This window comes from Pseudomonas sp. NPDC087336 (genome assembly GCF_044744285.1).
Taxonomy (GTDB): Bacteria; Pseudomonadota; Gammaproteobacteria; order Pseudomonadales; family Pseudomonadaceae; genus Aquipseudomonas.
On the sequence record NZ_JBIUYA010000001.1, the window covers coordinates 240,000 to 259,338 of the forward strand.

The 19,339-nt window shown below is 60.4% G+C and carries 18 protein-coding genes; 13 read left to right on the plus strand and 5 right to left on the minus strand.

Annotated elements, in window-relative coordinates; all coding sequences use genetic code 11:
- Positions 1-3 precede the first annotated feature (3 nt).
- On the plus strand, positions 4-429 hold the full coding sequence (locus ACIO0C_RS01125) for a DUF4399 domain-containing protein (RefSeq protein WP_401306770.1): 426 nt from the start codon (positions 4-6) through the stop codon (positions 427-429).
- Positions 430-481: 52 nt separating this feature from the next.
- Here ACIO0C_RS01125 and serA read toward each other — a convergent pair whose 3' ends face one another.
- On the minus strand, positions 482-1,711 hold the full coding sequence (gene serA, locus ACIO0C_RS01130) for a phosphoglycerate dehydrogenase (protein ID WP_008064973.1): 1,230 nt from the start codon (positions 1,709-1,711) through the stop codon (positions 482-484).
- Positions 1,712-1,915: 204 nt separating this feature from the next.
- Here serA and ACIO0C_RS01135 point away from each other — a divergent pair, with 204 nt between their 5' ends.
- From ACIO0C_RS01135 to ACIO0C_RS01150, 4 genes are all read left to right on the plus strand, one after another.
- Positions 1,916-3,310: an FAD-binding oxidoreductase gene (locus tag ACIO0C_RS01135; RefSeq protein WP_060543975.1), complete on the plus strand. Its 1,395-nt coding sequence runs from the start codon at positions 1,916-1,918 to the stop codon at positions 3,308-3,310.
- 22 nt (positions 3,311-3,332) lie between these two features.
- The gene (locus tag ACIO0C_RS01140; protein WP_401306773.1) at positions 3,333-3,998 is read left to right on the plus strand and encodes a fumarylacetoacetate hydrolase family protein; all 666 of its coding nucleotides are present in this window, start codon (positions 3,333-3,335) and stop codon (positions 3,996-3,998) included.
- Positions 3,999-4,248: 250 nt separating this feature from the next.
- Positions 4,249-5,175: an SdiA-regulated domain-containing protein gene (locus ACIO0C_RS01145; RefSeq protein ID WP_401306776.1), complete on the plus strand. Its 927-nt coding sequence runs from the start codon at positions 4,249-4,251 to the stop codon at positions 5,173-5,175.
- Positions 5,176-5,293: 118 nt separating this feature from the next.
- Positions 5,294-6,211, plus strand: a complete 918-nt coding sequence (locus tag ACIO0C_RS01150; RefSeq protein WP_401306779.1) for an SdiA-regulated domain-containing protein — start codon at positions 5,294-5,296, stop codon at positions 6,209-6,211.
- Between the two features lie 63 nt (positions 6,212-6,274).
- Here the strand turns inward: ACIO0C_RS01150 and rpiA are convergent, their stop codons facing one another.
- On the minus strand, positions 6,275-6,946 hold the full coding sequence (gene rpiA / locus ACIO0C_RS01155; RefSeq protein WP_401306782.1) for a ribose-5-phosphate isomerase RpiA: 672 nt from the start codon (positions 6,944-6,946) through the stop codon (positions 6,275-6,277).
- A 148-nt stretch (positions 6,947-7,094) separates the two neighbouring features.
- Here rpiA and ilvA point away from each other — a divergent pair, with 148 nt between their 5' ends.
- Positions 7,095-8,609: a threonine ammonia-lyase, biosynthetic gene (ilvA, locus tag ACIO0C_RS01160; protein ID WP_110747892.1), complete on the plus strand. Its 1,515-nt coding sequence runs from the start codon at positions 7,095-7,097 to the stop codon at positions 8,607-8,609.
- A gap of 39 nt (positions 8,610-8,648) precedes the next feature.
- Positions 8,649-9,074 (plus strand): DUF2269 family protein, encoded by a 426-nt coding sequence (locus ACIO0C_RS01165; RefSeq protein WP_401306785.1) that lies wholly within the window; start codon positions 8,649-8,651, stop codon positions 9,072-9,074.
- A gap of 119 nt (positions 9,075-9,193) precedes the next feature.
- Here the strand turns inward: ACIO0C_RS01165 and ACIO0C_RS01170 are convergent, their stop codons facing one another.
- Positions 9,194-9,850, minus strand: coding sequence for an HAD family hydrolase (locus ACIO0C_RS01170; protein WP_401306788.1), 657 nt, complete (start codon positions 9,848-9,850; stop codon positions 9,194-9,196).
- Positions 9,851-9,993: 143 nt separating this feature from the next.
- Between ACIO0C_RS01170 and ACIO0C_RS01175 the strand changes: the two genes are divergently transcribed.
- Together ACIO0C_RS01175 and ptsP are read left to right on the plus strand one after the other, a co-directional pair.
- A complete protein-coding gene (locus ACIO0C_RS01175; RefSeq protein WP_008064982.1) occupies positions 9,994-10,473 on the plus strand; it encodes an RNA pyrophosphohydrolase in 480 nt (159 codons plus the stop codon).
- A gap of 22 nt (positions 10,474-10,495) precedes the next feature.
- Positions 10,496-12,775, plus strand: a complete 2,280-nt coding sequence (gene ptsP, locus ACIO0C_RS01180) for a phosphoenolpyruvate--protein phosphotransferase (protein ID WP_401306791.1) — start codon at positions 10,496-10,498, stop codon at positions 12,773-12,775.
- Between the two features lie 126 nt (positions 12,776-12,901).
- Here the strand turns inward: ptsP and ACIO0C_RS01185 are convergent, their stop codons facing one another.
- Positions 12,902-13,648, minus strand: coding sequence for an NRDE family protein (locus ACIO0C_RS01185; RefSeq protein ID WP_401306794.1), 747 nt, complete (start codon positions 13,646-13,648; stop codon positions 12,902-12,904).
- A 132-nt stretch (positions 13,649-13,780) separates the two neighbouring features.
- Between ACIO0C_RS01185 and ACIO0C_RS01190 the strand changes: the two genes are divergently transcribed.
- The 3 genes from ACIO0C_RS01190 (at position 13,781) to ACIO0C_RS01200 (ending at position 16,481) form a co-directional block, all read left to right on the plus strand.
- Positions 13,781-14,563 carry a sulfite exporter TauE/SafE family protein gene (locus tag ACIO0C_RS01190; RefSeq protein WP_180202259.1) on the plus strand — a complete coding sequence of 261 codons (783 nt, stop codon included), beginning with the start codon at positions 13,781-13,783 and terminating at the stop codon, positions 14,561-14,563.
- Positions 14,564-14,653: 90 nt separating this feature from the next.
- The gene (gene lgt / locus ACIO0C_RS01195) at positions 14,654-15,460 is read left to right on the plus strand and encodes a prolipoprotein diacylglyceryl transferase (protein ID WP_401306797.1); all 807 of its coding nucleotides are present in this window, start codon (positions 14,654-14,656) and stop codon (positions 15,458-15,460) included.
- Positions 15,461-15,509: 49 nt separating this feature from the next.
- Positions 15,510-16,481 carry a thymidylate synthase gene (locus tag ACIO0C_RS01200; RefSeq protein WP_401306800.1) on the plus strand — a complete coding sequence of 324 codons (972 nt, stop codon included), beginning with the start codon at positions 15,510-15,512 and terminating at the stop codon, positions 16,479-16,481.
- Between the two features lie 46 nt (positions 16,482-16,527).
- On the opposite strand, the gene cadR is transcribed toward ACIO0C_RS01200, so the two are convergent.
- Positions 16,528-16,977, minus strand: coding sequence for a Cd(II)/Pb(II)-responsive transcriptional regulator (gene cadR, locus ACIO0C_RS01205; RefSeq protein ID WP_401306803.1), 450 nt, complete (start codon positions 16,975-16,977; stop codon positions 16,528-16,530).
- Between the two features lie 85 nt (positions 16,978-17,062).
- Between cadR and ACIO0C_RS01210 the strand changes: the two genes are divergently transcribed.
- Positions 17,063-19,324, plus strand: a complete 2,262-nt coding sequence (locus ACIO0C_RS01210; RefSeq protein ID WP_401306806.1) for a heavy metal translocating P-type ATPase — start codon at positions 17,063-17,065, stop codon at positions 19,322-19,324.
- The last annotated feature ends 15 nt before the right edge of the window (positions 19,325-19,339 follow it).

Here is a 19,339-nt window from a genome sequence, read left to right on the forward strand (position 1 = left end):
AGAATGAAAACCTTTATGTCACGTGCTGCTTTGGCTGGCCTGCTGATGGGCGTTTCAGTGTTGGCCAGTGCTGCAACGCCAGCTCCCAAGGGCGCTGAAGTGTCCATCGTTTCTCCCGCAGACGGTGCCACCGTCCCACAGACTTTCGTCGTCAAGTTCGCAGTCGAGAACATTGCACTGGCTCCAGCGGGTGATACCACCAAGAACACCGGTCACCACCACCTGCTGATCGATGTCGACAAGCTGCCGGCCGCCGGCCAGGCGATCCCCAACGATGCCAACCATATGCACTTCGGCAAGGCGCAAACCCAGGCTGAAGTGAAGCTGGCACCGGGCAAGCATACCTTGCAGCTGGAGCTGGGCGACAGCGGCCACATGCCGTTCGATCCACCGATCGTATCGGAGAAGATCACCGTTAACGTGAAATAAAAAAAGGGAGCCTCTTCGCAGGGGCTCCCTTTTTTAACGCTGCACGCTGCTCTTAGAACAACACGCGGCTACGGATGGTGCCCTTGACGTGTTGCAGCTTCTGTTGCGCCAGGTCCGAGTATTCGGCGTCTACGTCGATCACCACGTAGCCGACTTTCTCGTTGGTCTGCAGGAACTGACCGGAAATGTTGATGCCGTTTTCGGCGAAGACCTTGTTGATCTCGCTCATCACACCCGGGATGTTCTCGTGGATGTGCAGCAGGCGGTGCTTGCCAGGGTGAGCCGGCAGCGCCACTTCCGGGAAGTTCACGGACGATACCGAGGTACCGTTGTCGCTGTACTTGACCAGCTTTTCAGCCACTTCCAGGCCGATGTTGGCCTGCGCCTCGGCGGTGGAACCACCGATGTGCGGGGTCAGGATCACGTTGTCCAGGCCGCGCAGCGGGCTTTCGAACTCTTCGTCGTTGGAGCGTGGCTCCACCGGGAACACGTCGATGGCTGCGCCGATCAGGTGTTTGTCCTTGATCGCATCCGCCAGGGCATCCAGCTCGACCACGGTGCCGCGCGCAGCGTTGATCAGGATGCCGCCCTTCTTGATGGCACGGATTTCCTTCTCGCCGATCATCCACTGGGTGGCAGCGGTTTCCGGTACGTGCAGGGTCACGATGTCGGACATGCCCAGCAGCTCGTGCAGGTTGCCAACCTGGGTGGCGTTACCCAGTGGCAGCTTGGTCACGGTGTCGTAGAAGTAAACCTGCATCCCCAGGCCTTCAGCCAGGACCGACAGTTGAGTACCGATCGAGCCGTAACCGACGATGCCCAGCTTCTTGCCGCGGATCTCGAAGGAGTTGGCCGCGCTCTTGATCCAGCCGCCACGGTGGCAGGAAGCGTTCTTCTCAGGGATACCGCGCAGCAACAGGATCGCTTCGGCCAGCACCAGCTCGGCAACGGAGCGGGTGTTGGAGTACGGCGCGTTGAACACGGCGATACCGCGTTCACGGGCGGCACTCAGGTCGACCTGGTTGGTGCCGATGCAGAAACACCCTACAGCCACGAGCTTCTTCGCGTGATCGAAGATCTCTTCGGTCAGTTGAGTGCGCGAGCGAATGCCGATGAAGTGAGCATCAGCGATCTTTTCCTTGAGCTGGGCTTCCGGCAGAGAACCTGTGAGGTACTCGATGCTGGTGTAGCCCGCCGCCTTGAGGACGTCGACAGCCGATTGGTGGACGCCTTCGAGAAGAAGGAACTTGATCTTGCTCTTATCGAGAGAAGTCTTGCTCATCTGCGTAAACCTGTATCCCGGAGAAAATTGGCAGGAAATGGTCAACAGACGCTGACCCGAGCGGCAGGAAAGCCGTCGCCGCAGAATAGCCGTTGGGCACTATGCTGCGGGGTCGGTATGCTAGCATATGCGCCCCGCTAAACACTCATTCCTGCGACGTGAAGCGTTCTCAGGATGACCATGAATTGTTCGAGAGTTCTGTCGATGACCAATCCTGCCCTGATTGATGAGCTGAAGACCCTGGTTGAGCCTGGCAAGGTGCTGACCGATGCCGACTCCCTGAATGCTTACGGTAAGGATTGGACCAAGCATTTCGCCCCCGCCCCGACCGCCATCGTGTTCCCCAAGACCACCGAACAGGTCCAGGCCATTGTTCTGTGGGCCAATAAACACAAGGTGGCGCTGGTGCCTTCCGGCGGCCGCACCGGCCTTTCCGCCGCTGCTGTGGCGGCCAATGGCGAAGTGGTCGTGTCCTTCGACTACATGAACCAGATCCTTGACGTGAACCTGACCGACCGCACCGCCGTTTGCCAGCCGGGCGTGGTCACCGAGCATCTGCAGAACGTGGCCGAAGAAAAGGGCCTGTACTATCCGGTGGACTTCGCTTCGGCAGGTTCGAGCCAGATTGGCGGCAATATCGGCACCAATGCCGGCGGGATCAAGGTGATTCGCTACGGCATGACCCGTAACTGGGTCGCCGGCATGAAAGTCGTCACCGGCAAGGGCGACGTGCTGGAACTGAACCGCGACCTGATCAAGAACGCCACCGGCTACGACATGCGTCAGCTGTTCATCGGCGCCGAAGGCACTCTTGGTTTCGTGGTCGAAGCGACCATGCGTCTGGACCGCGCGCCGAAAAACCTCACCGCCATGGTCCTCGGCACCGCTGATTTCGATTCGATCATGCCGGTGCTGCATGCCTTCCAAAGCAAGCTCGACCTGACCGCCTTCGAGTTCTTCTCCGACAAAGCCCTGGCCAAGGTCATGGGCCGCGGAGACGTGCCGGCGCCATTCGAAACCGATTGCCCGTTCTACGCATTGCTGGAATTTGAAGCGACCACCGAAGAAGTGGCCAACCACGCTCTGGAAACCTTCGAGCACTGTGTCGAGCAGGGCTGGGTACTGGACGGCGTGATGAGCCAGAGCGAAACCCAGCTGCAGAACTTGTGGAAGCTGCGCGAATACATTTCCGAAACCATTTCCCACTGGACGCCGTACAAGAACGACATTTCGGTGACCGTGTCGAAAGTCCCGGCGTTTCTCAAGGAAATCGACGCGATCGTCGGCGAACATTACCCGGACTTCGAAATCGTCTGGTTTGGCCACATCGGCGACGGGAACCTGCACTTGAACATCCTCAAGCCGGATAACCTGAGCAAGGACGAGTTCTTCGCCAAGTGCGCCACCGTCAACAAGTGGGTGTTCGAAACCGTCGAGAAGTACAACGGCTCGATTTCCGCGGAACACGGCGTGGGCATGACCAAGCGTGATTACCTGACCTACAGCCGTTCCCCGGTTGAGATCGAGTACATGAAGGCGGTCAAGGCGGTGTTCGACCCGAACGGGATCATGAACCCGGGCAAGATTTTCGCTGTTTGAATTGAGTAAACAGGAGTCGGTAATGAGCTATCAGCACCAGTATGTCGACGGCACGCGTATTCACTTCCCGTTGGGGAAAGTGGTGTGCATCGGCCGTAACTACGCCGAACACGCCAAGGAACTGGACAACCCGGTGCCGACTGAGCCGTTGCTGTTCATCAAGCCGGGCAGTTGTGTGGTGCCGCTGGAAGGCGGTTTCAGCATTCCGACCGAGCGTGGCTCGGTGCATTACGAAGCGGAAATCGCAGTACTGATTGGCAAGCCTTTGTCGACCAAACCCAGCGTTGAAGAAGTGCTCGACGCCATCTCCGGCTTCGCCCCGGCCCTGGACCTGACCCTGCGCGACAAGCAGGCCGAGCTGAAATCCAAGGGCCTGCCCTGGGAAATCGCCAAGTCCTTCGACGGCGCGGCGGTGATTGCACCGTTCGTCTCCGGCAGCACCTTCGCCGACCTGACCGACATCGGTATTCGCCTGATCATCAATGGCGAAGTGCGCCAGGATGGCAACAGCAGTGCGATGCTCAACCCGATCGTGCCGATGATCCAGCACATGGCCGGTTGCTTTTCGCTGCAGGCCGGTGACGTGATCCTCACCGGCACGCCGGTGGGCGTCGGCCCGCTGAACGTCGGCGACGAGATCGTCCTGGAACTGCCGGGCGCCAGCAGCTTCACCAGCAACGTCCGCTAAACCCGGCGCAAAACCCTTGTAGGAGCTGGCTTGCCAGCGAAGGGGCCCAGACATTCAACATTCTCGTTGACTGTTACGCCGCCTTCGCTGGCAAGCCAGCTCCTACAGGGGGGGCTGTGCCCGCACAGGGCTATCGCGCCATTTCCCGTTTTTTTCACAAAATGTCTGGATAATTCCACGGCATTCGGCGTCTGCGCCGGGCTCAATTGTGCTATTACCCCAAGCCTGAATTTCTGGAACGCATGCCCTGATGGCCACTCAACCGCTTTCGTCGCTCAAACCTGCCCGTCGCTCGCGCTTCGCCCTGCGTTGGTATTCCTGGCTGTTGCTGTTGGTCGCCGCCGCCTACGGCCTGGCGTTTGCCATGCATTGGGATGACCGCGGCGTGCTCTGGGTTCTGGAGCGTTTTGAAAGCCCCGCCGAGCGTCAAGACAGCGTCTGGCTGCCGGACTACCGCGCGGTGATCGACGCCAAGCCGCTGCCCGGCATGGAAAAGGACGAAGCGTCGGACGTCACCTACGATGCTCAGACCAAAACCCTGTTTTCGGTGATGGGTAAAAACCCGTTCCTGGCCGAGTTATCGCTGCAAGGCGACGTGCTGCGCAAAATGCCCCTGGTAGGCTGGAGCAACCCTGAAGGGGTGACGGCGCTGGGCAACGGTATGTTGGCCATTGTCGATGAGCGTGACCACCAGATCACCCTCGTCAAGGTCGATGCCGACACCCGCGAGCTGAACATCGCTGATTTTCCGAAGTACGACCTCGGCCCTTCGAAGGACCAGAACAAGGCTTTCGAGGCTGTTGTCTGGGATGCGCGCAATCAGCAATTGCTGCTGGGCGAAGAGCGTCCCCCCGCGCTGTTCACCTGGAAAGGGGATGGCAAGACGCTCACCGGTGACAAGCAAAAGCTTGCCAGTGATGAACTGGACATCCGCAACCTGTCTGCCCTGGCCATCGATCCACGGACCGGTCACACCCTGGTGTTGTCCGCAGACTCCCACCTGTTGCTGGAGCTGGACGAGAAAGGCGAGCAAGTCAGCTTCATGACCTTGCTGGGAGGCTTCAACGGCTTGAAAAAGACCATCCCGCGGGCCGAAGGCGTGACCATGGACGAGGCTGGCACGCTGTACATCGTGAGTGAGCCAAACCTGTTTTATCGGTTCGAAAAACAGAAATAATCGCCTTCCCGTGTAGGTATTTTTGCCTCTGGTTGTAGGATCAGGCCAATGGCCATTAAGCTTCAGTTCAGGCAGGCGTGATATTTCATCCGCCTGCCCTGAATCCGAGCCCGCCTGAATGCGTCGATTAGCCCGCCCCAAACCTCTGCTTTTGCTCCTGTCGGTGATTGCCCTGAGCGTATTGATCGCGTTCGGGCAGCACCTGCGCCTGTTCGAGCGCGCCTGGTTCAACCTGCATGCGCTCTGGCAGCCGATGAACACCCAGTCCATCGGCCTGGACCTGTATAGGGTGGTGCTGGAGGGGCAAGTCATCGAAGGGCTGGACGACGATGTTTCCGCCTTGACCTATGACCCGGTGCGCAAAAGCCTGTTCACGGTCACCAATCAAAACTCCGAACTGATCGAGCTGTCCCTCGACGGCAGGATCCTGCGCCGCATCGCGTTGGTCGGTTTTGGTGATCCGGAAGCCGTTGAGTTCATCAGCGCCGACACCTACGTGATCACGGACGAGCGCCAGCAGCGCCTGATCAAGATTCATCTGGAGCATGACACCACCTTCCTCGACGCCGCGGACGCGGAACAGATGACCCTCGGTGTGCACATGAGCGGCAACAAGGGGTTCGAAGGCTTGGCTTACGATTCGGTAGGCAAGCGCTTGTTTGTCGCCAAGGAACGCGACCCGATGCTGATCTACGAAGTGCACGGGTTTCCGCATTTCAATCCGGAAAAGTCCTATGCGGTACACGTGGTCAACAATCCCAAGCGCGACGCCGGGATGTTTGTGCGGGATCTGTCGAGCCTGCAATACGACGAGCGCAGCGGGCACTTGCTGGCGTTGTCCGACGAGTCGCGGCTGATTCTGGAGCTGGATGTGGACGGGCGACCGCTGAGCACCATGTCACTGAACAAGGGCCGGCAGGGTCTGCAAAAGACCGTACCACAAGCCGAAGGTATCGCCATGGACGACGACGGTACGATGTACCTGGTCAGTGAGCCGAACCTGTTCTACGTCTTCAAGAAACCCACACAACCTTAACTCACACCCCAAATCCCATTGTAGGAGCGAGCAAGCTTCGCTCCTACAGTTGGGCGCTAGGTGTCAGGCCTTGAGGGTCTTCACGCCTTCGCTGGTCCCCAGCAACAGCAGGTCCGCCGGACGCGCCGCGAACAAGCCGTTGGTGACCACGCCGACGATCGCATTGATCTGCGACTCCAGTTCAACCGGGTTGGTGATCTGCAGGTTGAACACGTCGAGGATGATGTTGCCGTTGTCGGTCAGCACGCCTTCGCGGTAGACCGGGTCGCCGCCGAGTTTCACCAGCTGGCGGGCCACGTGGCTGCGGGCCATCGGGATCACTTCCACGGGCAACGGGAATGCGCCAAGGACGGGCACAAGCTTGCTGGCGTCGGCGATACAGATGAAGGTCTTGGCCACGGCTGCGACGATTTTCTCGCGGGTCAGGGCCGCGCCGCCGCCCTTGATCAGGTTCAGGTGCTCGTCGCTCTCGTCGGTGCCGTCGACGTAGAACTCAAGGTCGCTGACCGTATTGAGCTCATAGACCGGAATTCCGTGGCCCTTGAGGCGTGCGGCGGTAGCCTCGGAGCTGGCGACTGCGCCATCGAATGCACCCTTGTGCAAGGCCAGGGCATCGATGAAGCAGTTGGCGGTGGAGCCGGTGCCGACCCCGATGATGCTCTTGTCGTCGAGTTTCGGGAGGATGAAGTCGACGGCGGCCTGGGCCACTGCCTGTTTGAGTTGATCCTGGGTCATGCGGGCTCCGGAAGCGGGCAAGGTAAGAATGCAAAGGCAGGCATTATAGCTCCATGCCGGGGCAAAACCTCTTGATTCGTGTGGTCGTGCGGCCAAAAGCCGGGTTAGACTCCTTGATCCTGCCCAACCCGCTCAGTGATGCTTTCCGATGCTTGAACAGTACGTCAAAAAGATCCTCACCTCGCGCGTTTATGACGTTGCCGTAGAAACCCCATTGCAGACTGCCCGCCAGCTCTCCGAGCGGCTGGGCAACGAGATTTTGCTCAAGCGTGAAGACTTGCAGCCGGTGTTCTCGTTCAAGATTCGCGGCGCCTACAACAAGCTGACGCAATTGAGCGACGAGGAACGCGCTCGCGGCGTGGTCACCGCTTCCGCGGGCAATCATGCGCAAGGCCTGGCCCTGGCGGCCAAGGTCCTGGGCGTGAAAGCCACCATCGTCATGCCCAAGACCACTCCCGAGATCAAGGTTGAAGGCGTGCGTTCGCGCGGTGGCAAAGTGGTGCTGCACGGCGATTCGTTTCCGGAGGCCCTGGCCTACTCGTTGAAACTGGTCGACGAAAAAGGCTACGTCTACATTCACCCCTACGACGATCCCCACACCATTGCCGGGCAGGGCACGGTGGCCATGGAGATTTTGCGCCAGCACCCGGCGCCCCTGGATGCGATCTTCGTTCCGGTCGGCGGTGGTGGCCTGATCGCCGGTATCGCGGCGTACGTGAAGTACCTGCGCCCGGACATCAAGGTCATCGGTGTCGAGCCGGACGATTCCAATTGCCTGCAAGCCGCCATGGCAGCGGGTGAGCGTGTGGTGTTGCCCACCGTGGGCATCTTCGCCGACGGCGTTGCGGTGGCCCAGATCGGCCAGCACACCTTTGATATCTGCAAAGACTACGTCGACGAAGTCATCACCGTCAGCACCGACGAAATCTGTGCGGCAATCAAGGACATCTACGACGATACCCGTTCGATCACCGAACCTGCCGGCGCCTTGGGCGTGGCCGGGATCAAGAAGTATGTCGAGTCCCGCGGTGTCACCGGTCAGACCTTCGTGGCCATCGACTCCGGGGCCAACGTCAATTTCGACCGCCTGCGCCATGTCGCCGAGCGCGCCGAACTGGGCGAAGGCCGTGAAGCCATCATCGCCGTGACCATCCCTGAACAGCCGGGGAGCTTCAAGGCGTTCTGCGAAGCCATCGGCAAGCGCCAGATCACCGAATTCAACTACCGCTACAACACGGGCAGCGAAGCGCACATCTTTGTCGGTGTACAGACTCATCCGGAAACAGACCCCCGTCGCGCGCTGATCGCCAGCCTGGGCGAGCAGGGCTTTCCGGTCGTCGACCTGACCGACAACGAACTGGCCAAGTTGCACATCCGCCACATGGTCGGCGGTCGCGCGGCGCATGTGGTCGATGAAGTGATCCTGCGATTCGAGTTCCCGGAGCGTCCGGGGGCGCTGTTCAACTTCCTTAATAAGCTTGGCGGACGCTGGAACATCTCGATGTTCCACTATCGTAACCACGGTGCGGCCGATGGTCGTGTGGTCGCGGGCCTGCAAGTACCCCACGAGGAGCGGCACCTGGTACCGGCAGCGCTGGAAGAAATCGGCTACCCGTACTGGGACGAAACCGACAACCCGGCCTATCAGTTGTTTCTTGGCTGAGCGGCTACGCTGATGGGCAGGCCCTGAGGAAATCGAACAATGGAAACGTTAACCGCCCTGAAAGCGGCGCACACGGTGGCGACGGTGGTGTTGCTGCTGGGTGCATTGGTTCTGGGTATCTGGGTCTGGCGGACCCGGCGTAACGGTGATGCGACGGCGGCAAGCCGCACCTTGCAGGGGCCGCGTGTGTTCATCTGGCTGTTGATGGGGCTGGCGCTGCTGAGCATGCCATTCACCGGGTGGTGGATGGTGCATCTGGTGGGTTGGCCTCTGGGGCAAACCTGGTTGCTGGCCTCGAGCGTGCTCTACACCGTCGCGGCGCTGGCGTGGTTCTGGTTGCTGGTGCGACTGAACAAGGTGCGCAAGACGCCGGGTGGGGTGGGCAAATTTACCTTTGCCTTGGCGTTGTTCAGTTTTGTCTGCTTTGTGGCGATTGCCGGGTTGATGGGCGCCAAACCGGTTTGATCCTTTAAACCGAGTCGTATTCTTCGCGGGCAAGCCTCGCTCCTACACGTTATGCGTCGTCCACAAATTCGACGACCAACACGACCGGGTAGGAGCGAGGCTTGCCCGCGAGGGCAATTTCAATCGCGCAACGAAATCACCGGCCAGCCACGCTTCTCGGCCTCGGCCCGCAGATTTGGATCTGGATCGACCGCCACCGGATTCACCACCTGCTCCAGCAACGGCAAATCATTCATCGAGTCACTGTAGAAGTAGCTGTCCTCCAGGTTGTGCCCGGTCTCCTCCAGCCAACGATTCAGTCTTGTCACCTTGCCTTCACGGAAGCACGGTACGTCGATGCTGCGTCCGGTATAACGGCCATCGAGCATTTCGCATTCAGTGGCAATCAGGGTTTCGACACCCAGGCGCTCGGCAATGGGCCCGGTGACGAAGCGGTTGGTGGCGGTAATGATCACCAGTTTGTCGCCAGCATCGCGGTGTTTGGCCAGCAGTTCGATAGCCTTGGGCAGCATGATCGGTTCGATGCAGTCGCGCATGTAGTCGTTGTGCCACTGATCCAGCGTGACCATTTCAGTGCGGCCGAGCACTTCCAGGCAGAAATTCAGGTAGGCGGCATTATCCAGCTTGCCCGCCAGGTAATCCTGGTAGAACTCGTCGTTGCGTGCCTTATAGGCAACGGCGTCGAGGAAGCCGCGCTCACAAAGGTAGTCACCCCAGGCATGGTCACTGTCGCCGCCCAGAAGCGTGTTGTCCAAGTCGAATAAAGCCAGCCGCATTGCAGTTACTCGCTGAAAAGTCTGTAGAAAGGCGTCCACAATACGGACTTTTCACAAGAGTGCACATAAGGTAGGCCGGCGCGTTGCTGCCTTCACAACCTTTGTGGAACAATGCGACGACATGCGTTTGCGAGGTTGTTGCCGTGATCGACCCCGATGGTTTCCGTCCTAATGTCGGGATCATTCTCACGAATGATGCCGGCCAGGTGCTATGGGCTCGCCGTATCAATCAAGATGCCTGGCAGTTTCCTCAAGGCGGGATCAACCCCCAGGAGACGCCGGAAGACGCCTTGTACCGCGAGCTGAACGAAGAAGTGGGCCTGGAGCGCGAAGATGTTGAAATACTCGCCTGCACTCGGGGCTGGTTGCGCTATCGTTTGCCGCAACGTCTGGTCAGGACGCACAGCCAGCCGCTGTGTATCGGCCAGAAGCAGAAATGGTTTCTCCTGCGCCTGGTCTCCAATGAGCAACGGGTGCGGATGGATTTGACCGGTAAACCGGAATTCGATGGCTGGCGCTGGGTCAGTTATTGGTATCCGTTGGGCCAGGTGGTGACATTCAAGCGCGAGGTGTATCGACGCGCCCTCAAAGAGCTTGCCCCGCGCCTTCTAGCGCGCGACTGACGACGGAGTTCGACCCCGAGCCATGCTCAATACGCTGCGCAAGATCGTCCAGGAAGTTAACTCCGCCAAGGATCTCAAGGCGGCGAAGGGGATAATAGAGTTGCGCGTCAAAGAGGCCATGGGCAGCCAGGTCTGCTCGGTCTACCTGCTTGATCCCGAGACCAACCGTTTCGTGCTGATGGCCACCGAGGGCTTGAACAAGCGCTCGATCGGCAAGGTCAGCATGGCGCCCAATGAAGGTCTGGTTGGCCTGGTCGGCACGCGTGAAGAACCCCTGAACCTCGAAAACGCCGCGGATCACCCGCGCTACCGCTACTTCGCCGAAACCGGTGAAGAGCGCTACGCCTCGTTCCTCGGGGCACCGATCATTCACCACCGCCGCGTCGTCGGCGTGTTGGTCATCCAGCAAAAAGAACGCCGTCAGTTCGATGAGGGTGAAGAAGCCTTCCTCGTGACCATGAGCGCGCAACTCGCCGGGGTTATCGCCCACGCCGAGGCCACCGGTTCGATCCGTGGCCTGGGTCGCCAGGGCAAGGGTATCCAGGAAGCCAAGTTCATCGGCGTGCCGGGCTCGCCGGGTGCGGCGGTCGGTACTGCGGTGGTCATGCTGCCGCCGGCCGACCTGGACGTGGTGCCCGACAAGACCATCGTCGACATCGAAGCGGAGCTGGGGCTGTTCAAGACCGCCATCGAAGGCGTGCGCGCCGACATGCGCGCGTTGTCCGCCAAGCTCGCCACGCAGTTGCGCCCGGAAGAGCGCGCCTTGTTCGACGTCTACCTGATGATGCTCGACGACGCGGCGCTGGGCAGCGAAGTGACCACCGTGATCAAGACCGGGCAGTGGGCCCAGGGCGCGCTGCGCCAGGTAGTCACCGATCACGTCAACCGTTTCGAATTGATGGACGACGCTTACCTGCGTGAGCGGGCGTCGGACGTCAAGGACCTGGGTCGTCGCCTGCTCGCCTACTTGCAGGAAGAGCGCCAGCAGACCCTGGTCTACCCCGACAACACCATCCTGGTCAGCGAAGAACTGACGCCGGCCATGCTCGGCGAGGTTCCGGAAAACAAGCTGGTGGGCCTGGTTTCGGTACTCGGTTCCGGCAACTCCCACGTCGCGATCCTTGCCCGGGCCATGGGCATTCCGACGGTGATGGGCCTCGTCGACCTGCCGTATTCCAAGGTCGACGGCATTGGCATGATCGTCGACGGTCACCGCGGCGAGGTCTACACCAACCCCAGCGACGTGCTGCGCAAGCAGTTCGCCGAAGTGGTCGAGGAAGAGAAACAACTGGCCCTCGGGTTGGATGCGCTGCGCGATCTGCCCTGTATCACGGTCGATGGTCATCGCATGCCGCTTTGGGTCAATACCGGCCTGCTGGCGGACGTGGCGCGCGCGCAGAAACGCGGGGCTGAAGGTGTCGGCCTGTACCGCACCGAAGTACCGTTCATGATCAACCAGCGCTTCCCGAGTGAAAAGGAACAGCTGGCGATCTACCGCGAACAACTCGCCGCGTTCCACCCGCAACCGGTGACCATGCGGACCCTGGACATCGGTGGCGACAAGTCGCTGTCGTACTTCCCGATCAAGGAAGACAACCCGTTCCTCGGCTGGCGCGGCATTCGCGTCACCCTCGACCACCCGGAAATCTTCCTGGTGCAGACCCGCGCCATGCTCAAGGCCAGTGAAGGCCTGAACAACCTGCGGATTCTGCTGCCGATGATCTCCGGCACCCACGAACTGGAAGAAGCCCTGCACCTGATCCACCGGGCCTGGGGTGAAGTGCGCGACGAAGGCTGCGACGTACCAATGCCACCGATTGGCGTGATGATCGAGATTCCGGCGGCGGTGTACCAGACCAAGGAGCTGGCGCGGCAGGTGGACTTCCTGTCGGTCGGTTCCAACGACCTGACCCAGTATCTGTTGGCCGTGGACCGTAACAACCCGCGAGTGGCCGACCTTTACGACTACCTGCATCCGGCGGTGCTGCAAGCCCTGCAAACCGTGGTGCGTGACGCCCATGCCGAAGGCAAGCCGGTGAGTATCTGCGGCGAAATGGCCGGTGATCCGGCGGCGGCGGTGCTGTTGATGGCGATGGGTTTCGACAGCCTTTCGATGAACGCCACCAACCTGCCGAAGGTGAAGTGGATGCTGCGCCAGATCAACCTGAGCAAGGCCAGGGAACTGCTGGCTGAGCTGATGACCATCGACAACCCGCAGGTTATCCACAGCTCGCTGCAATTGGCGCTGAAGAACCTTGGGTTGGCGCGGATGATCAATCCGGCGGCGATCAAGGCCCTCTGAAACGCTGGTGCCCCCATCGCTGGCAAGCCAGCTCCCACAGGTTTTGCTGTGTGACAAAGAAAGCATTCACACTGCAGATCCCTGTGGGAGCGGGCTTGCCCGCGATGGCGCCAGTTCAGGCACCGGCTAAATCAAGATCTCCACTTCCCCAAGATGCCCGCCATACGGCCCGAAACTCCTTTCGACCAAATGCCGCGCACCATCGGCCTGCACAATCAACGCCGTACTCGCCCGCGTTCCATAACTCTGACTGGCAATAAACACACTCGACAGCAACGTCTCGGTAGCCAACCCCACTCCGGTGTCCGGCAGGTCCGCAAAGGGTGCTTGCTGCGAATCACTGAGCAAGGCCAGCAAAGACTGAGGTTGTGGATCGTCCAGCACCTCGGTCAACGCCGCCTTGGCCTTGAGCAGTTTCGGCCACGGCGTATCCAGCCCGGCGTTCGACAGGCCGTAGACCCCGGGTGGCAGCATCACCGCTTCCGATTCCCGGGCATTGAAATGCCACAACTCGTTGGCGTTGCCGATCAACAGGTTAAATCCGCCATATTCCGGCGAACGTGCGACAACGTCGTCTAAATAATCATCTATTGGCACTTCGCCAGTGAGAAACCGTGCCACCAGTTCACCGCGAGACCGGCGTCCTGGCGGTCGATGTGGATCGCGGATGTTGGTCAGCGCGGCAAAGCGCCCGTTGGCGCCGACACCGAGCCAGGTGCCACCGGCTTCCAGATCTCGTCCGGCATGCACCTGCGGTGCTTCGGGCCATTGCCCCAGCGGCAGGCTGGGGCGGGCATAGAATTCGTCGCGGTTGGCCGCTACGATCAGCGGTTGGGCGTGGCCCGGTCGCCAAGCGAAAACAATCAGGCACATAAGGTGATCCTTGTGTGTTTTTTGCCCACTCTACGCAGACATCGTGCGGGTATCCATCGCCATCCAGTGGAGCCCAAGGCCATGCATCCGTTACCATGCCGCTCCGGTTTTGGGGTTGGGTGGGGAAACAGCATGGAATTTCTGCTCTATCTGGCGCTCGGCGCTTGTGCCGGGGTGCTGGCGGGGCTGTTTGGCGTGGGGGGCGGGATCATCATCGTCCCGGTGCTGGTGTTCAGTTTCACCCTGCAAGGTTTCGATGCATCGATCCTGACCCACCTCGCCGTCGGTACATCCCTGGCGACGATCATCTTCACCTCGGTCAATGCGGTACGCGAGCATCACCGTCGCGGTGCGGTGCGCTGGCCCATTTTCCTGTGGATGACCGTCGGCATTTTGATCGGGGCCGGTTTCGGGGCGCTGACCGCCGAGGCGATTTCCGGGCCGAACCTGCAGAAAATCATCGGTGTGTTCGCCCTGGTGATCGCCGCGCAGCTGGCGCTGGACGTCAAGCCCAAGGCCAGTCGAACCGTGCCGGGCAAAGTCGGCCTGACCGTGGCCGGCAGCGTCATTGGCTGGGCCTCGGCGATTTTCGGCATTGGCGGCGGTTCGTTGACCGTGCCGTTTTTGACCTGGCGCAGCGTGCCGATGCAACAAGCGGTGGCAACTTCGTCGGCCTGCGGCCTACCGATCGCCCTGGCAAGTGCATTAAGTTTCATGATTCTGGGCTGGCACGATCCGCTGCTCCCGGCCCATAGTCTGGGTTTTGTTTATTTGCCGGCGCTGCTGGGCATTGCCCTGACCAGCATGGTCTTCGCCCGCTTCGGCGCGCGACTGGCGCACAATCTGTCGCCAAGGTTGCTGAAAAGACTGTTTGCGGCTTTGCTGTTCTGCGTTGGTCTGAACTTTCTAGTCTGAAGCATCTGCTCTGACGCTCGGCACAATCCTGGCTTAATCCTGGGGTGACAGCGTCGCCCGGGAATTGATTTGAACTCATGAGGAGTCGCAATGCTGCCTTACCCGCAGATCGACCCGGTGGCCCTGGCCATCGGTCCGCTGAAAATCCACTGGTACGGGTTGATGTACCTGATCGGCATCGGCGGCGCGTGGCTGCTGGCGTCGCGCCGATTGAACCGCTTCGACCCGACCTGGACCAAGGAGAAGCTCTCCGACATGGTGTTCTGGATGTCGATGGGGGTAATTGTCGGTGGTCGCCTGGGCTACGTGCTGTTCTACGACCTGAGTGCTTATCTCGCCAACCCGCTGTTGATCTTTGAAGTGTGGAAGGGCGGCATGTCGTTCCACGGAGGCTTCATCGGCGTCATGTTGGCTGCGTTGTGGTTCGGTAAAAAGAACAACAAGTCGTTTTTCCAGCTGATGGACTTCGTCGCGCCAATGGTGCCGATCGGCCTGGGCGCCGGGCGTATCGGCAACTTCATCAACGCCGAGTTGTGGGGCAAGGCCACCGATGTGTCGTGGGCGATGGTCTTCCCGACCGATCCGGCGCAACTGGCGCGTCACCCGTCGCAGCTGTATCAGTTCGCGCTCGAAGGCGTGGCGCTGTTCCTGATCCTGTGGCTGTTCTCGCGCAAACCGCGGCCGACCATGGCGGTATCGGGGATGTTTGCGCTGTTCTATGGCATCTTCCGTTTCATCGTCGAATTCGTTCGCGTACCGGATGCGCAGCTGGGCTATCTGGCCTGGAACTGGCTGACCATGGGCCAGGTGCTCTGCGTGCCGATGATCGTCGGCGGGCTGTTCCTGATCTGGCTGGCGTATCACCGCGCTCCGGCGACTCCAGCGGCAGCCGTATAAAATTCGAATCCCGCGGCGACGGCCACGGGTTCAAGGACACAGGTAACTCATGAAGCAATATCTCGAACTGGTCGCCCACGTCATCAAGAACGGCACCAAACAGGCCAACCGCACTGGCGTGAACACCATCAGCTTCCCGGGCGCGATGTTGCGCTACGACCTGAAGGAAGGTTTCCCGGCGATCACCACGCGCAAGATGGCCTTCAAATCGGCCATCGGCGAGATGTGCGGGTTTCTGCGCGGCGTGAACAATGCCGCCGAATTCCGCGCGTTGGGCTGCAAGGTCTGGGACCAGAACGCCAATGAAAACGCCCAGTGGCTGGCCAACCCGTTCCGCCAGGGTGAAGACGACCTCGGTGAGATCTACGGCGTGCAATGGCGCAAATGGCCGGCGTACAAACAGATCCCAGTCAGCAACCCGGCCGCTTTCGAGCAGACCCTGAAGCAGGGTTATCGCCAGATTGCCGAAGGTGAAGAAAACGGCCAGGCCTACGTGGTGTTGTACAAAGCCATCGATCAGGTTCGCCAGTGCGTCGACACTATCATCAAGGACCCGGGCAGCCGCCGCATCCTGTTTCATGGCTGGAACGTCGCGCAGCTCGATGAAATGGCCCTGCCGCCGTGCCATCTGCTGTACCAGTTCCACCCGAATGTCGAGACCAGAGAGATTTCCCTGACCCTCTACATCCGTTCCAATGACCTGGGCCTGGGCACACCGTTCAACCTCACCGAAGGCGCCGCGCTGCTGAGCCTGATCGGGCGCCTGACCGGCTACACGCCGCGCTGGTTCACCTATTTCATCGGCGACGCCCACGTCTACGAAAATCACCTGGACATGCTCAACGAGCAGCTCAAGCGCGAGCCGTTCCCGATGCCCAAGCTGGTGATTTCCGACCGCGTACCGGAGTTTGCCAAGACCGGTGTTTACCAGCCGGAGTGGCTGGAGCTGGTCGAGCCAAGCGATTTCTCGCTGGAAGGCTACGAGCACCATGCGCCGATGACCGCGCCGATGGCGGTCTAGTCACGCAGGTCGTTCCCATGCAGAGCATGGGAACGATCATTTTCCGCTAATGGCCGTGGCTGCGGCCCACATGGGAATGCTCAACCTCCGTCGCCACAACCCCGCCGCTCGCTTCCAACCGCTGCAAAATCCCGCATTGATCAATATCCGGCCCTTCACCACAACGTTGGCGCAGGTCGAGCAGTTGTGCCTGCAGGGCCAGCAATCCATCGATCCGCGCCTTGACGTGATGGATGTGCTCGTCGATCAGCGCGTTGACGCTTTCGCACTGGTCCTGCGGGCTGTCGCGAAAGGCCAGCAGGCTGCGGATTTCCTCGAGGGTCATGTCCAGGGTGCGGCAGTTGCGGATGAAGGTCAGGCGTTCTGCGTGGGCTTGGGTATAGACACGGTAGTTGCCGTCGCTGCGGGCCGGCTCCGGCAGCAGGTGCTCGCGCTCGTAGTAGCGAATGGTTTCCACGGCGCAATCGGTGAGTTTGGCCAGCTCTCCAATCTTCATGACGGCAATCTCCAAATGGGTGCTTGACCCTATAGTGGCTACAGGGTCTTTACTTGGCAACAGGCACCTTCAAGGACGCGAACCGATGAGCGATTCCCTTCACACCCACAAACCCGAGGCTGACCACGATCACAGCCACAAACTGCAGCCTGTGCACAAACATGTCCATGGTGGCCACGGGGATTCCTGCTGTTCGGCCAAAGGGGCGGCACCCTCGCTGATCAAGTTGAGCGAAACGCCAACCGCCGGCGCGCGGCTGAGCAGTTTCCGCATCGAGGCTATGGATTGCCCGACCGAGCAAACGCTGATCCAGAACAAGCTCGGCAAACTGGCGGGTGTGCAGCAGCTGGAATTCAACCTGATCAACCGTGTGCTCGGCGTGACCCACGACCTGCCAGGCACTGCGCCGATCATCGACGCCATCAAGTCCCTCGGCATGCAAGCCGAGCCGCTGGAGCAGGGCGTCGAAGCGCCCGCCCCGGCGCCTGCGAAAAAGCCCTGGTGGCCATTGGCGCTGTCGGGTCTGGGGGCTCTGCTGGCCGAGGTGATTCACTTCACCAGCGCTGCGCCGAACTGGGTGGTGGCGGTCATCGCACTGGTCTCGATCCTCAGCGGCGGCCTCACAACGTACAAGAAGGGCTGGATCGCCCTGAAGAACCTCAACCTGAATATCAATGCGCTGATGAGCATTGCGGTGACCGGTGCGATCCTGATCGGACAGTGGCCGGAAGCTGCGATGGTAATGTTCCTGTTTACCGTGGCAGAGCTGATCGAAGCCAGGTCGCTGGACCGGGCGCGCAACGCTATCAGCGGCCTGATGCAGATGACGCCAGAGCAGGCCACGGTGTTGCAGGCCGATGGCAGCTGGGTTGCGCAAAGCGTCAAATCCATTGAACTCGGCGCGCGGGTGCGGGTACGCCCCGGCGAGCGAATTGGCTTGGACGGTGAAGTGCTGTCGGGCAGTTCGACCATCGATCAGGCACCGATCACGGGTGAAAGCCTGCCAGTGGAAAAAACCGTTGGCGACAAGGTGTTCGCCGGCACTATCAACCAGGCCGGCTCCCTGGAATATGCCGTGACCGCCGAAGCGAACCATTCGACGCTGGCGCGGATCATTCACGCCGTCGAACAGGCTCAAGGCGCACGGGCACCGACCCAGCGCTTCGTCGACAGCTTCTCGAAAATCTACACCCCGGCGGTGTTTGTCCTGGCCCTGGCGGTGGCGGTGATTCCACCGCTGTTCATGAACGCGCTTTGGTTTGACTGGATCTACCGCGCGCTGGTCCTGCTGGTTGTCGCCTGTCCTTGTGCCTTGGTGATTTCCACGCCGGTAACCATCGTCAGCGGCCTCGCGGCGGCGGCGCGCAAAGGCATTCTGGTGAAGGGCGGTGTTTATCTGGAGGGTGGATACAAGCTCGACTATCTGGCGCTGGACAAGACCGGCACGATTACCCACGGCAAGCCGGTGCAAACCGATTACCTGTCACTCGACCCTTCTGCCGACGCCACGGCTCCGGCGATTGCAGCGGCGCTGGCTGGTCGTTCGGATCACCCGGTGTCACAGGCCATCGCCAACGCGGCTGTGGATAAACAGCCTGTACCTTGGGCTGTGGATAACTTCGAAGCCCTGGGCGGACGCGGCGTGCGCGGCGAGATCAATGGTCAGCTCTACCACTTGGGCAACCATCGATTGGTGGAAGATTTGGGTTTGTGTTCACCTGCGCTGGAAGAGAAGCTGTTTGCACTGGAGAAACAGGGCAAGTCTGTCGTGCTATTGCTCGACAAGTCCGGTCCGCTGGCACTTTTCGCCGTCGCCGATACGGTGAAGGAATCCAGCCGCGAAGCCATCCAGCAACTGCACGAACTGGGCATCAAAACCCTGATGCTCACCGGCGACAACGTCCACACCGCCCAGGCGATCGCCGCACAAGTCGGCATCGATCAGGCTCAGGGCGATTTGTTGCCGAGCGACAAGCTGCAGGCCATCGAAGCACTTTATGCACAGGGTCATCAGGTCGGGATGGTCGGCGACGGGATCAACGATGCACCGGCACTGGCGCGTTCGCAGATTGGTTTCGCCATGGCCGCCGCTGGCACCGATACTGCCATTGAAACGGCAGATGTCGCCCTGATGGACGACGATCTGCGCAAAATTCCCGCATTCATTCGCCTATCTCGACAAACCTCAAGCATCCTCAAGCAGAACATTGCCCTGGCATTGGTCATCAAGGCGATCTTTCTTGGGGTAACCTTCGCCGGGCTCGCCACCATGTGGATGGCGGTGTTCGCTGACATGGGCGTAAGCCTGTTGGTGGTGTTAAATGGCTTGCGCCTGCTGCGCAAATAAACGATGAGGGACGGT

Excerpts from the sequence above, each read along its gene's own strand:
- ACIO0C_RS01125 (WP_401306770.1), top strand. The coding sequence starts at position 4 with ATGAAAACCTTTATGTCACGTGCTGCTTTGGCTGGCCTGCTGATGGGC.
- serA (WP_008064973.1), bottom strand. The coding sequence starts at position 1,711 with ATGAGCAAGACTTCTCTCGATAAGAGCAAGATCAAGTTCCTTCTTCTC.
- ACIO0C_RS01135 (WP_060543975.1), top strand. The coding sequence starts at position 1,916 with ATGACCAATCCTGCCCTGATTGATGAGCTGAAGACCCTGGTTGAGCCT.
- ACIO0C_RS01140 (WP_401306773.1), top strand. The coding sequence starts at position 3,333 with ATGAGCTATCAGCACCAGTATGTCGACGGCACGCGTATTCACTTCCCG.
- ACIO0C_RS01145 (WP_401306776.1), top strand. The coding sequence starts at position 4,249 with ATGGCCACTCAACCGCTTTCGTCGCTCAAACCTGCCCGTCGCTCGCGC.
- ACIO0C_RS01150 (WP_401306779.1), top strand. The coding sequence starts at position 5,294 with ATGCGTCGATTAGCCCGCCCCAAACCTCTGCTTTTGCTCCTGTCGGTG.
- rpiA (WP_401306782.1), bottom strand. The coding sequence starts at position 6,946 with ATGACCCAGGATCAACTCAAACAGGCAGTGGCCCAGGCCGCCGTCGAC.
- ilvA (WP_110747892.1), top strand. The coding sequence starts at position 7,095 with ATGCTTGAACAGTACGTCAAAAAGATCCTCACCTCGCGCGTTTATGAC.
- ACIO0C_RS01165 (WP_401306785.1), top strand. The coding sequence starts at position 8,649 with ATGGAAACGTTAACCGCCCTGAAAGCGGCGCACACGGTGGCGACGGTG.
- ACIO0C_RS01170 (WP_401306788.1), bottom strand. The coding sequence starts at position 9,850 with ATGCGGCTGGCTTTATTCGACTTGGACAACACGCTTCTGGGCGGCGAC.
- ptsP (WP_401306791.1), top strand. The coding sequence starts at position 10,496 with ATGCTCAATACGCTGCGCAAGATCGTCCAGGAAGTTAACTCCGCCAAG.
- ACIO0C_RS01185 (WP_401306794.1), bottom strand. The coding sequence starts at position 13,648 with ATGTGCCTGATTGTTTTCGCTTGGCGACCGGGCCACGCCCAACCGCTG.
- ACIO0C_RS01190 (WP_180202259.1), top strand. The coding sequence starts at position 13,781 with ATGGAATTTCTGCTCTATCTGGCGCTCGGCGCTTGTGCCGGGGTGCTG.
- lgt (WP_401306797.1), top strand. The coding sequence starts at position 14,654 with ATGCTGCCTTACCCGCAGATCGACCCGGTGGCCCTGGCCATCGGTCCG.
- ACIO0C_RS01200 (WP_401306800.1), top strand. The coding sequence starts at position 15,510 with ATGAAGCAATATCTCGAACTGGTCGCCCACGTCATCAAGAACGGCACC.
- cadR (WP_401306803.1), bottom strand. The coding sequence starts at position 16,977 with ATGAAGATTGGAGAGCTGGCCAAACTCACCGATTGCGCCGTGGAAACC.
- ACIO0C_RS01210 (WP_401306806.1), top strand. The coding sequence starts at position 17,063 with ATGAGCGATTCCCTTCACACCCACAAACCCGAGGCTGACCACGATCAC.